14 protein-coding genes are annotated in these 11,890 nt (G+C 74.1%); 8 read left to right on the top strand and 6 right to left on the bottom strand.

The annotated features are described in order from the left end of the window. Window positions 1-34: 34 nt before the first annotated feature. Together V7S47_RS17765 and V7S47_RS17760 are read left to right on the top strand one after the other, a co-directional pair. Window positions 35-1,609, top strand: coding sequence for a DUF1800 domain-containing protein (locus V7S47_RS17765; RefSeq protein ID WP_336562821.1), 1,575 nt, complete (start codon window positions 35-37; stop codon window positions 1,607-1,609). A 5-nt stretch (window positions 1,610-1,614) separates the two neighbouring features. Beyond that, entirely contained in the window at window positions 1,615-2,844 is a 1,230-nt protein-coding gene (locus tag V7S47_RS17760; protein ID WP_336562820.1) for a DUF1501 domain-containing protein, read from the top strand. A 62-nt stretch (window positions 2,845-2,906) separates the two neighbouring features. On the opposite strand, the gene V7S47_RS17755 is transcribed toward V7S47_RS17760, so the two are convergent. The 5 genes from V7S47_RS17755 to V7S47_RS17735 all read right to left on the bottom strand — a co-directional run bounded on the left by V7S47_RS17755 (window position 2,907) and on the right by V7S47_RS17735 (window position 6,124). Further along, the gene (locus V7S47_RS17755; RefSeq protein WP_336562819.1) at window positions 2,907-3,368 is read right to left on the bottom strand and encodes a hypothetical protein; all 462 of its coding nucleotides are present in this window, start codon (window positions 3,366-3,368) and stop codon (window positions 2,907-2,909) included. A gap of 91 nt (window positions 3,369-3,459) precedes the next feature. Then, window positions 3,460-3,966, bottom strand: a complete 507-nt coding sequence (locus tag V7S47_RS17750; RefSeq protein ID WP_336562818.1) for a hypothetical protein — start codon at window positions 3,964-3,966, stop codon at window positions 3,460-3,462. Window positions 3,967-4,176: 210 nt separating this feature from the next. Continuing rightward, window positions 4,177-4,353 carry a DUF1059 domain-containing protein gene (locus V7S47_RS17745; protein ID WP_336562817.1) on the bottom strand — a complete coding sequence of 59 codons (177 nt, stop codon included), beginning with the start codon at window positions 4,351-4,353 and terminating at the stop codon, window positions 4,177-4,179. Between the two features lie 18 nt (window positions 4,354-4,371). After that, entirely contained in the window at window positions 4,372-5,223 is an 852-nt protein-coding gene (locus V7S47_RS17740; protein WP_336562816.1) for a sensor histidine kinase, read from the bottom strand. A 37-nt stretch (window positions 5,224-5,260) separates the two neighbouring features. Next, window positions 5,261-6,124 carry a hypothetical protein gene (locus V7S47_RS17735; RefSeq protein ID WP_336562815.1) on the bottom strand — a complete coding sequence of 288 codons (864 nt, stop codon included), beginning with the start codon at window positions 6,122-6,124 and terminating at the stop codon, window positions 5,261-5,263. 65 nt (window positions 6,125-6,189) lie between these two features. Between V7S47_RS17735 and V7S47_RS17730 the strand changes: the two genes are divergently transcribed. Further along, on the top strand, window positions 6,190-7,332 hold the full coding sequence (locus tag V7S47_RS17730) for a CDP-glycerol glycerophosphotransferase family protein (RefSeq protein WP_336562814.1): 1,143 nt from the start codon (window positions 6,190-6,192) through the stop codon (window positions 7,330-7,332). 4 nt (window positions 7,333-7,336) lie between these two features. Here V7S47_RS17730 and V7S47_RS17725 read toward each other — a convergent pair whose 3' ends face one another. Further along, window positions 7,337-7,801 carry a GreA/GreB family elongation factor gene (locus V7S47_RS17725; RefSeq protein WP_336562813.1) on the bottom strand — a complete coding sequence of 155 codons (465 nt, stop codon included), beginning with the start codon at window positions 7,799-7,801 and terminating at the stop codon, window positions 7,337-7,339. A gap of 239 nt (window positions 7,802-8,040) precedes the next feature. Here V7S47_RS17725 and V7S47_RS17720 point away from each other — a divergent pair, with 239 nt between their 5' ends. The 5 genes from V7S47_RS17720 to V7S47_RS17700 are packed head-to-tail and all read left to right on the top strand — an operon-like array spanning window position 8,041 to window position 11,889. Next, a complete protein-coding gene (locus tag V7S47_RS17720) occupies window positions 8,041-8,247 on the top strand; it encodes a hypothetical protein (RefSeq protein WP_336562812.1) in 207 nt (68 codons plus the stop codon). 57 nt (window positions 8,248-8,304) lie between these two features. After that, window positions 8,305-8,925, top strand: coding sequence for a hypothetical protein (locus tag V7S47_RS17715; protein WP_336562811.1), 621 nt, complete (start codon window positions 8,305-8,307; stop codon window positions 8,923-8,925). Beyond that, entirely contained in the window at window positions 8,925-10,043 is a 1,119-nt protein-coding gene (locus tag V7S47_RS17710; RefSeq protein ID WP_336562810.1) for a peptidoglycan-binding protein, read from the top strand. Before V7S47_RS17715 ends, V7S47_RS17710 begins: the two co-directional genes overlap by 1 nt. Further along, complete coding sequence (locus V7S47_RS17705; RefSeq protein ID WP_336562809.1) at window positions 10,040-10,711, top strand: ABC transporter ATP-binding protein; 672 nt, start codon at window positions 10,040-10,042, stop codon at window positions 10,709-10,711. The genes V7S47_RS17710 and V7S47_RS17705 overlap by 4 nt, the downstream gene beginning before the upstream one ends. Beyond that, complete coding sequence (locus V7S47_RS17700) at window positions 10,708-11,889, top strand: ABC transporter permease (RefSeq protein ID WP_336562808.1); 1,182 nt, start codon at window positions 10,708-10,710, stop codon at window positions 11,887-11,889. Before V7S47_RS17705 ends, V7S47_RS17700 begins: the two co-directional genes overlap by 4 nt. Window position 11,890 lies beyond the last annotated feature (1 nt).

Genomic DNA, 11,890 nt, shown 5'->3' with positions numbered 1-11,890 from the left:
TCGGCCTCCTCGTCCCCCTCCGTGGAGAACCTCCATGCCACCCCTCTCGGGCACCCGTCGCACGCTCCTGACCGGCTCGGTCGCGGTCGCCGGCAGCGGCTCCGCCGTCCTCCTCCCCTCGACCGCCGACGCCGCCGTGTCCTACCGCGCCGCCCGCTACCGCGGCCGCCGCAAGCTCCTCTCGGCCGCCGACCGGCACCTCGTCAACCGCTTCTCGTACGGCGTCACGCCCGCCCTCACCCAGCAGGTACGACGGGCCGGTGGCGCCGAGAAGTGGTTCGCCCGGCAGCTCCGGCCGGGCAGGGTCTCCGACCGCGGCGTGCCGAACCACTTCGGATGGTGGTCCGGCCTGTCCCGCGGGCCGGCCGAGCTCTGGAAGCGTCAGGCCGCCGACGTCGAGGGGGTCTGGGAGGTCACGGCCGACTACGCCCGCGCCTGCCTGCTCCGGCGGACCTACTCGCGCCGCCAGGTCCTGGAGGTGATGACCGAGTTCTGGGAGAACCACCTGCACGTCCCGGTCGACGGCGACGCGCACGGACTGTTCCGGGCGTCGTACGGCCGGACGATCCGCAAGCACGCGCTCGGCCGCTTCGACCAGATGCTCCAGGCCACGACGGTGCACCCCGCGATGCTCGTCTACCTCGACGGCGCGGTGTCGACCGCCCGGCACCCGAACGAGAACCTCGGTCGCGAGCTCCTCGAGCTGCACACCGTCGGCCGCGGCGCCTACACCGAGGCCGACGTCCGCGGGTCGGCCCGGATCCTCACCGGCTGGCACGTCGACATGTGGAAGACCTGGAAGCCGTCCTACGTCCCCGCCGACCACGCCACCGGCTCGGTCTCGGTCGTCGGGTTCAAGCACCCCAACCGCTCGCGGGACGGGCGCGCGGTGACCATGGCCTACCTCGCGCACCTCGCCCACCACCCGGCGACGGCGCGCCACCTGGCCCGGAAGCTCGCGGTCAAGTTCGTCCGCGACAACCCGTCGCCCGCCCTGGTCTCCCGGCTGGCCCGGGTCTATCTGAAGAACGACACCGCGATCGCGCCGGTGCTGCGGGCGCTGGTCGCGTCGAAGGAGTTCAAGCGCTCCGCCGGCGACAAGGTGCGCGACCCCGGCGAGGACCTGGTCGCCACCCTCCGGGTGCTCGGCGTGCGCGTCGCGCGTCCGCCCGAGGGGAGGAAGGGCGACGAGTACGCCGCGACCCAGGTGCTCTGGCAGGCCAGCAGCATCGGCACCACGCCGTTCGGCTGGCCCCGACCGGACGGACAGCCGATCGACAGCGAATCCTGGTCGTCGCCGTCCCGGCTGATCGCCTCGATGCAGGTCCACTACAGCCTCAGCGGCGGCTGGTGGCCGAAGACCGGGATCGCGTACCGCAAGCCCCGGCAGTGGCTGCCCCGGCGGTCGATCCGCTTCGACCAGCTCGTGGACCACCTCTCCCAGCAGCTGCTCGGCCGGCACTCGACCAAGCGGCTGCTGGCCGCCTGCTGCCAGGCGGTCGACGTACGCCCGCACGAGCGGATCACCGCCGACCACGGCCTGGTGAAGTGGTCCTTCCCCCGGCTGCTCGTCACCTTCCTCGACACCCCCACCCACCTGACCCGGTGATCGCGATGACCTCCCCGACCCCCTGCTGCCCGGAGTACGCCGCCGTCACCCGCCGTGGGCTCTTCCGTGGCGTCGCGCTCGCCGGCGTCACCACCGTCGTCGGCTCCGCCGTGGTGACCACCTCACCCGCGCAGGCCCTGGCGCCCGCCAAGTCCGTGCTCGTCGTGCTCTCGTTGCGCGGCGCGGCGGACGGCCTGTCGCTGGTGGTGCCCTACACCGACCCCGTCTACTACGCCGCCCGCCCGAAGATCGCCATCCCGGCGGACCGGCTGCTCGCGCGCAACGGGACCTTCGGCCTGCACCCGCGGCTGAGCGCCCTGGTCCCGCTCTGGACCGCGGGCAAGGTCGCGGCCATCCACGCCACCGGCCTGCCGGTCGCGAACCGGTCCCACTTCGCCGCCATGGAGGCTGTCGAGGACGCCAACCCGGGCTCGACCACCCGCCAGGGCTGGCTGAACCGGCTGATCGGCAGCGACGCGACCCGCTCCCCGCTCGAGGGGTTCCACCTCGGTCGCAGCGTCGTCCCGACCTCCCTGTACGGCCCCCAGCCGGTGATGGCCGCGGACCGGCCGGACGGGCTCTCGATCCCGGCCGGCGACCAGCGCGGCCGCACCCGGTCCCTGCACACCCTCTGGGACTCGGACCGCTCCCCGCTCGGCCGGGGGATGCGGTCGGCCTTCGAGGCGGTGAACGGGTTCGGGCCGGTCCAGGACGCCGCCGACCGCACCAGCAGCTACCCGGCGACCGACCTCGGCAAGGCCCTCGCCCAGGTCGCCCGGGTGGTCCGGGGCGACGTCGGGACCGAGGTGATCACCGTCGACCAGGGCGAGTGGGACCACCACAACGGTCTCGGGACGCTCGAGTGGGGCTCGATGCGCGACAACGCCCAGGAGCTGGCCACGGCCGTGGCGGCGTTCTTCGGCGACCTCGGCCCGCACACCGGCAAGGTCACGATGGTGGTGCTCAGCGAGTTCGGGCGCCGGGTCCAGGAGAACGCGAACTTCGGCCTGGACCACGGTCACGGCAACGTCATGCTGGCGATCGGTGCGGGCGTGAAGGGCGGCTACTACGCGAGCTGGCCCGGCCTGACCAACACCTCCGACGCCGACCTGCGGGTCACCACCGACTACCGCAACGTCCTGGCCGACGTCGTCCAGTCCCGCTTCGGCGCCTCGATCCCCCGGGTCTTCCCGGGGCTGAAGCGCAAGCGGGTCGGGTTCATGCAGGGCGTCTGATCCGGCCGTACGACGCGGTGCAGCAGGCCAGGTCGACGGCGAGGGCACGGCGGGCCGGGGGTTCAGGTCGATCCCGCTCGCTCCCGGGCGTGCTCGGTGATCGCGGTGCCGGCCGCGTCGACCTCCTGGCCGAGGGTCAGCACGTCGCCCTGGATCGCGGCCGGCCTCTCCTCCTGCTCGGGCGTCAGCTCGAAGGTGGTGAGGTCGTCGACCGAGATGCCTGCCTTTGCCGGCTCGTCGGACAGCCTGCTGACGGCCTCGCGGACCCGATCCCGCTGGTCCGCGATCTCCACGGACGCGGTCTCGGCCAGCCTCTCGGTCGTCTCGGCGAAGGTGTCGAAGGTCTCCGATGCGCCCCGACCGGCCAGGAGCGAGGGGAAGTCCGCCACGCTCTCGCAGTCGGACTCGTCCGCGGCGCCGCTGGCCGAGGTGTCGACGCCGTCAACCGGGTCGCCGTCACTGCACCCGGTCTGCACCGCCGCTCCCGCCGCCGCTGCGGCCGCCCACGTCGCGATCGTGCGCATCCGACGGTCCCCTCGGGTCGGGACGCGGCGAACCCCCGCGCCGCGCACCACCCTTGTCACGGGTGGCGCACGGGCGGGGGTCCGTGGTGCGTCAGCTCGAGGGGGACGGCGAGGCCGAGTCGTCGGACCCGTCGAGGTCGATGTCGCACTCGGACTCGGCGTGGTCGGAGATCTTCTCGCCCGCTCCGTCGAGGTCCTCGCCGATCTTGGTCAGCTCCTCCTGAAGCGTGGCCATGGCCTCGGGGTCGGCGCTCTGCAGCGCCGTGGGGTCGTCGAGGTCCTCGATCGACAGACCGGCCTCCTCGAGCTTGTCCTCGAGCTGGCCGAACGCGTCCTGGATCTTCTCCCAGTCGCCGGACACCTCGTCCGGCGCCTCGTCGGCGAGCTCCTCGGCGGCGTCCTTGAACTTCGTGAAGCTCGAGGCGTCCGAGGTGTTCTGGAGGGTGTCACGGAAGCCGCTCAGCTTGTCGCAGTACGACGAGTCGCTGCCGCCCCCGCCACTGGCGTCGTCGCTCCCGCTGTCGTCGTCACCGCCGCAGGCGGCGAGCGCGCCGGCCCCCAGCACGATCGCCGCGGCCCACGTCCCGATTCGTCTCACGTCGTCTCCTCTGCTTGGTGACGCGCGCCGATGCGGCGCGCACCCCCGACGGTGCCCACACCCGCCGAGACCGCAAACGTGGCACACCTCATCCGGTGGCCAGCGCGACGCAAGCAGAGCGCGGTCAGGTTCGTCGTCGTGGCCGGAGCCGCTCGCGCGAGAGACCAGCCACGGCGACGTCCCCGTGGGGTCGATCCCCGTGAGCCGAGCTCAGGCGACGAAGGCGAGCTTGCTCTCGACGAGCGCCAGCACCGGCGGGGTGATGTCGGTGATGCCGTGCGTCTGCGCCGCGTGCCCGGCCACCTGGGCCAGCAGCTGATCGCGGTCGGCGTGCTCGAATCGGGCTGCGCATCCCGGCATGACGTCACCGCAGGCGAGCTTGAACAAGGTGGATCCCCCAGATCTTCAATGTGGCAGCCGCACCCAGAGCACGGCCCTCTCCTCATCCTGATCGGCACCGAGGGTGCCGCCATGAGCGATCACCAGGGCTCGGGCCAGGTAGAGGCCGATCGTGACCCCGGTGCCGTCGTCGTTGAGGTCGAACGGCTCGAAGAGCGCCTGCAGGACGTCGAGGTCGATCGGATCGGCATCCCGGACGACGCGCAGCTCCACCCAGGGCGGCACCTCCGCGGTCTCCAACCGCAGCTCGCGCGGGGTCGGGATCGAGTGACCGGCCTGCCACAGGTCGCGCAGCACGTGCCGGAAGAGGTCGGGATCGGCGCGGACCGTGACGTCCGGGCCGAGACCCCCGACCTCGCCGAGATCGGTCAGGCCGTCCGCGAGCTCGCCGACGGTCACCGACCGCGGCTCCAGGCGCAGCCGGCCGAGCGACGCGGCGGCCAGCAGCTCGACGTCGACGACCCGATCGGCGAGCCGGGCCAGGGCGTCGTCGAGCCGGTCGACCGAGCGGGCCAGGACGCTCGGCGGCAGCTCGTCCTCGCGCAGCATCGCCACCCAGCCGCGGGCGACGGTGAGCGGCGAGCGGAGCTCGTGGGCGAAGGCCGCCAGGAAGCGGTCGCGCTGGGTGGCCGCGTCCGGGTCCGGTCGGTTGGTGACCTGCGCCGTACCGGCGTCGACGAAGGTGCGCACCCAGCGCTCGAGGACCGCGGGGTCCACCTGCCAGCGGCGCGCGACGGCGTGCGGCGGCTGACCGCCGAGCACCTCCAGGGTCGCGGCGACCCGGGCGTCCCGGGTCCCGTCGGCGTCCCGGTCGACCGGCACCAGGTGCGGCCGGGGGCGGCGCTGCTCGAAGCTCACGGCCGAAGGATCGGCAGCCGACGGCCCGACGTGAGACTCAGAGCCCGCAGTGGGTGGAGAAGAAGCCGCGCAGCGCCGCCCGGCGCTCGTCGCCGATCGGCAGGAAGTACGACGCCGCGTCGCCCAGCTCGGACGCGACGACCCGGACCCCGACCAGGGTGCCCACCTTGTCCTCGGCGAGGGCGTGCGGGTCACAGCGGGTCGGCACCAGCCGGAGCACGACCTCGGCCGGCGGGTCCTCCGGGCCGAGCGGCACGGCCGGGGTCCGGTCGGCGACCGGGGACCCCGGAGCCGCGCGGAACAGCACGGTGTCCTCGAACCCGCCGAATGCGACGTCGTCACGGTCCCCGGTGGGCGTCAGGGCGACGGGCAGCTCGAAGACCGACGCCCGGCCGGATCCGACGACCCGCGGCGTCCCGAGCTCGACCGTCGCGGCCTCGGCCAGCACCTCCTCGGCGCAGTCGCGGTCGAGGAACAGCCCGATCGCGCCGTACCGGTCGGTCGCCGTGGCCTCCGAGACCTGCTCCGGCCCGTCGTCGATGCGGTAGGTCAGCCGGACGTGCGCGTCGGACCCGTCGCCACACCGGCCGTGGGGCACCTCGAACGGCAGGTCGGCCTCGTTCTCGAAGTCCTTCTCCCCCGCCCACGTGACCTCGCCGAAGCGCGGCGAGCTGATCTCGGCGTGGGTCACCGTGACCTGGCGGTCCGGCTCGTTCACCAGCCGCACGTAGGCCGTCCGCGTGACCCGGAAGAGCCGCCCCTGGTCGACGTAGGCTGTGAGTCCGGCGGGCATCGCGACCACCTCGGGGCCGGTTCCTCCGGGGCCCGAGGAGGCACCTCCCGCGCATCCCCCGAGCGCCACCGCAGCGACCAGCAGGAAGGCGAGTCGCACGCGGAGCACAGCGCTCACTCTAGGACGGCGCACCGATGTCATCAGCCGCAACATTCCAGCCCTATGATCCGCGCGTGCACACGCTCGACGCCCTCGCGTACTTCCCCGACGACCCCACCCGGGTCTACCAGCTCCTGCAGTGGCTGCCGGTCCTCGAGCGGCTCCACGAGGAGCATCCCGTCGGGATCGTCACGCGGGACCCCGAGAGCGCGCAGGTCTGCCTGGACCGCACCTCGCTGCCGGTCTTCCTGGTGCCGTCGTTCCCCGAGCTCACCGAGCTGTACACCGGGCTCGGCGCCAAGGTCGTCCTCTACTGCAACAACTCGATGCGCAACTTCCAGTCGCTCATCGACGGGCGGATGCTGCATGTGCACATCAACCACGGCGAGAGCGACAAGCAGAGCATGGCCAGCAACAACGCCAAGGCCTACGACCGGGTGTTCGTCGCCGGCGAGGCGGCGGTCCAGCGGCACGAGGCCGGGCTGCTGGAGTTCGACACCTCGCGCCTGGTCCGCATCGGCCGGCCCCAGCTCGACCTGCGGCCCGAGCCGATCCTGGGGGCGACGGAGCGCCGTACGGTGCTCTACGCCCCGACGTGGGAGGGCGACGCGGACTACAACGACTACACCTCGGTCGACGTCTTCGGTCCCGAGATCGTCCGGGCGATCCTGGCGGTCCCGGACGTGCGCGTGGTCTACAAGCCGCACCCGAAGGTCACGACGAGCCTCACCCCGGCCATCCGCCGGGGCCACGAGGAGATCCTGGCGCTGGTCGCGGACGCGGCGCGGCAGGAGTCCGGCGCGGGCCACGAGTCGGTGATCGTCGGCGACATCCTCGCCGTGATGCCCGACTGCGACGCGATGATCACCGACGTGTCATCGGTGGGCCTGGACTGGCTCTACCTGCGCACCGAGAAGCCGATCTTCATCACCGACCGGCACCACGACGGCGAGCGACTGCGCCAGGACGTGCCGGTGAGCCGGTGTGCCGACGTCCTCGACACCGCGGCGGTCGCCGATCTCACCGCACTGCTGACCGCGCGACTCGGGCACGACGAGCACCACCTGGCCCGGGTGGCGATGCGCCACCACTACTTCGACGACCTCCAGGTCGGAGACAGCACGACGCGGTTCCTCGGCGCGGTCGCCGAGCTGGTCAAGCTGCGCGACCGGCTGGTCGGCGCGGTGCCGCCGCCGGACACGGCGGCGACCGCCTGACGGGTCAGGCGGTCTCGGCCGAGACGATGACGGCGGAGAGCTTCACGCCCGAGCGGGGGCTGTAGGTCACCGTCGTCCCGACCTCGGCGCCGACGATGGCGCGACCCAGCGGGCTGGCGGGGGTGACCGTGTCGACGCCGGCGGAGGCCTGCTCGACCGAGCCGACGACGTACGTCTCGGGCCCGTCGCCCAGGTCGAGGGTGACGACGTCACCGACGGAGACCACCCCGTCGGTGTGCTGCTGCCGGCCGGCCTGCTCGATCTCGAGCTCGATGGTGGCGATGCGCTCGTCGAGCAGCTGCAGGCGGATGGTCGCCTCGACGTTGGTGGCGCGGTCGGCGACGTCGCCGACGGCCTCGAGGCGGCTCTCGGCCAGGACCTGCTCACGCTCGACGCGGAGCGCCTCGAGGCGCTCGGCGAGGAGGGCCGAGGCGCTGCCCGGGGTGCTGGTGGCGGAGGTGAGGGTCAAGGGAGGCTCCTTCAGGTGTCCGGACGTCGTGCGGCCCGTCCCTGGGACGGTCCGGGCAGAGCCGCAACCACGCTGGTCACGCAGTCATTCCCGCTGCTCCGAGGGGAGAGTAGACCGCGCGGACAAACGGCGTGTTTCCCCGTCGGGAGCAGAGGCGTAACGTCACGGGATCCTGACGCGTTGGGGGGACACGGGTCCAGCCACCGGCCCGGTGCCCGACCTCACGACGGGAGGACCTCATGACCCAGGGAGACGTCGAGACCTACTTCTCCTGCGGCGCCTGGCGCAACCGCGTCGTCGGGCGCGGCGAGCTGCCCGGCCAGCACGCCAGCCGTCAGCAGGCGGTCCGCGTCGGCAGCGTCGTCGCCATCGCCCGGCACGTGCACCACCTGATCCGCTACGCCGGTCCCGGTGGCGCCGAGGACGGCGTGCGAGTCCGAGCCTGATCGGCTGCGAACGGCGACCTGACAGGTTCCTGACAACTCGTCCCTAGCGTCGCCGCCATGCTGACGCTCCGTGGCCGCCGAGCCCTCTCGCTCCTCGCCCTCCCGCTGCTGGTCGCGCTGACCTCCTGCGGGAGCGACGCCTCCGACCCCCGGGTGGCCTCGCTCCCCCCGACCGCGAGCACCCCCGTGGCGACGACCCCACCCGCCGGTGCTCCGACCGGGTCGCCGGCGGACGCCTCCGCAGGACAGGGCGACCGTCGTCCGGTCTTCCGGGTCGACGACAGCCCCGAGCGTCGCGCCACCATCTGGAACGCCTACAACACCTGTCTGCTGGAGAACGGGGCGAAGGCGCCGACGGGCGACGGACCGGCGGTCGCGCTCGGAGCGAACGGCGAGGGCGATCCCGGCGTCCTCGTCGACTACCCCGCCCCACCGGAGGCGCAGGCCGCCTGCCTGCAGCTGGAGCCCGTCCAGCCGCCGGCGCTGGAGGCGGCCACCAACCCGAACTTCCACGAGCAGCGACAGGCCTACGTGCAGTGCCTGCAGGACGGCGGCCTGTGGGTCACCCTCCTCACCGACGACCAGCTCGACTGGACCTACTCCGAGGGCCACTCGGTGCCGGACGACTCGGCCGAGCTCGAGCAGACCTGCCTGGTGCAGGCGTTCGGCGCGGCGTGATGCCGCCCCTGCGCGGGCGGATCCTCGTCGCGGCCGCCGTACTCCTGGTCGCCGCCGGGGGAACCGGGGCCGGGCTGCTGCTGACCGGCGGTGACGCCAGCCCGTCCGGCCCGGACCCCGCCCCCGATGTGGCGACGGTCTCGGTGGTCCGGGGCGACCTCCGCCAGGCCACCCAGGTCACCGGCGAGCTCGGGTACGGCGCCCCGGTGACCGTGACCGGTCGTGGTCCCGGCATCGTCACCTGGCTGCCGTCGGCGGGCCTCACGGTCCGCCGCGGGGAGCAGCTCTACCGGGTCGACGACTCCCCCGTCGCCGTCCTGTACGGCGACCTGCCCCTCTACCGGACGCTCACCGCGGACCCGGGCCCGCCCGAGCGCGACGAGGACGAGGACGAGGACCGGGAGGGCGGGGACGACCCGCCGCCCGACGTACCGCTGCTGACCGGGAACGACGTCGACCTGGTCGCGACCAACCTGGCCGCCCTGGGCCTCTACGGCGGGACGACCGAGGACGCGACCTACGGCTCGCTGCTGGCCGGCGCGGTCGCGGACTGGCAGGAGGCCCGTGGTCTGGAGGGCACCGGGGTCCTGGAGCCGGGCGAGGTCGTCGTGGTCGCGGGCGCCGTGCGCGTCGACGCGGTCACCGCACAGCTCGGCGCGGACGCCGCTGCAGACGTGCTGACCGTGACCAGCACCCGCCGCTCGATCGTCCTGCAGGCACCGCCGGACCTGGCCCGGTCGCTGGCGCCCGGCCGCCGCGTGCGTGTCTCGCTCGCGGACGGGCGACGGGTCCGCACCCGGATCGTCTCCGTCGGGGGCCGGGCCACGAGCGACGACGAGAGTGGCGGCCCGCCCACGGTCGCCGTGGTCGTCGAGGCCGCGCGCGCCCGGCAGCTCGCGGACGCCGTCCTCGGGCCGGTGACGGCCTCGATCACGACCGCCGCCCGGAAGGACGTCCTGCAGGTCCCGGTGACCGCGCTGCTGACCCTGGCCGGCGGCGGGCACGCGGTGGAGCGGCCCGACGGCACCCTGGTGCCGGTCACCCTCGGGATGGTGGCCGACGGCCTGGTCGAGGTGACGGGTCTCGAGGACGGCGACACCGTCGTGGTGGCGTCGTGACCGTCCTGCGGCTGACCGCCGTCCGCAAGGAGTACGCCGGCGGAGTGGTCGCCCTGCACGAGGTGGACCTGGCCGTGGAGCGCGGCGAGGACCTGGGCATCGTCGGGCCGTCCGGGTCCGGGAAGTCGACCCTGCTGCATCTGATGGGCACCCTGGACCGGCCGTCGTCGGGCACCGTCGAGATCGCGGGCGAGCGGACCGGCGACCTTGGCGACGCGGCGGTCTCGCGGCTGCGGGCGCGCTGGCTCGGCTTCGTCTTCCAGCAGTCCCACCTCGCCGACCGGCTGAGCGCCGCCGACAACGTCGCCACCGGCCTCCTGTACGCCGGGGTGCCGCGCCGCCGGCGCCGCGGCCTCGCCCTCGAGGCACTCGAGCGGGTGGGGCTGGCCCACCGGGCCACCCACCTGCCCCACGAGCTGTCCGGCGGCGAGCGCCAGCGCGTCGGCATCGCCCGCGCGCTGGTCAACCGCCCCGCCCTGGTCCTGGCCGACGAGCCGACCGGCGCCCTGGACCAGGCCACCGGGCGCCAGGTGCTCGACCTCTTCCGCGAGCTGCACGCCGAGGGCACCACGATCGCCCTGATCACCCACGACCCGGCCGTCGCCGCCACCTTCGCGCGCCGCGTCGAGATCCGCGACGGCCGGCTCTCCCCGGTGGTGGTCGCATGAGCAGCGCACTCGTCGACGCCCTGGTCCTCGGCTGGCACGGCGTCCGCGGCCGGCCCGGTCGTGCGGTGATGAGCGCGGTCGGGATCGCCCTCGGCATCGCCACCCTGGTGCTGGTGACGGGCATCCCGGCCAGCGGGCAGGCCGACCTGGACCGCCGGCTCAGCGAGCTCGGCACGGACGTGCTCGTCGCGCAGCCGAACGGGGCCAGCGACCCTGCCCCGACCCTGCCCCACGAGGTGGCCGCCATGGTCCGGCGGATCCCGCCGGTCGAGGCCGCCGCGGCCGTCGCCAACCTCAACGCGCGGGTGCTCGGCGACCCGCTCGCCGATCCCAACCGGACCGCGGGCATCACCACCCTGGCCGCCACGCCGGACCTGCTGGCCGCGGTGCGAGGCCGGGTCGAGGCCGGGGTCTTCCTCAGCGACGCGACCGTCGACCTCCCGGCGGTGGTGCTCGGCGCCCGGGCCGCCGCCTGGCTCGGGGTCGACGGCGTGGACCCGGCGCGGCCCCGCCAGCTGCTGGTCGACGACACCTGGATGAGCGTGGTCGGCGTCCTCGCGCCCATGCCGCTCACCCCCGAGCTGGAGCAGGCGGCGCTCGTGGGCGCGGGCGCCGCCCGCACCCACCTCGGGTACGACGGCGGCCCCACGGTCGTCTACCTCCGGGCCGTCGAGTCGCAGGTCGAGGCGGTCCGCGACGTGCTGCCGGCGACCCTGGACCCGACGCTGCCGGGGCTGATCTCGGTCAGCCGCCCGTCCGACGCGCTCGCCGCGAAGCGCGCCACCCAGGGCACCTTCGCCGCGCTCTTCCTCGGGCTGGCCGGCGTCGCGCTCGCGGTCGGCGGGATCGGGGTGGCCAACACGATGATCGTGTCCGTGCTCGAGCGGCGCCGCGAGATCGGCCTGAGGCGAGCGCTCGGGGCGACCCGGCGCGACGTACGACGGCAGTTCCTCACCGAGGCGGTGCTGCTCTCGCTGCTGGGCGGTGCGGCCGGGACGGCGACCGGGGTGCTCGGCAGCGTCGGGTACGCGGTCGCGCGCGGGTGGCCGGCCGTCGTACCTCTGCCCGCCGTGGCGGGTGGCGTCGCCGGCGCGGTGGTCGTCGGCGCCCTGGCCGGCATCTACCCGGCCGTCCGGGCCTCCCGCCTCTCCCCCACCGCCGCCCTGGCGACGGCTTAGG

The sequence above is a fragment of the Nocardioides sp. CCNWLW216 genome (assembly GCF_037120545.1).
In the GTDB taxonomy this organism is placed as follows: domain Bacteria; phylum Actinomycetota; class Actinomycetes; order Propionibacteriales; family Nocardioidaceae; genus Nocardioides; species Nocardioides lianchengensis.
The sequence above is the reverse complement of the archived record's forward strand: the minus strand, read 5'-3'. Positions and strand labels throughout refer to the sequence as shown.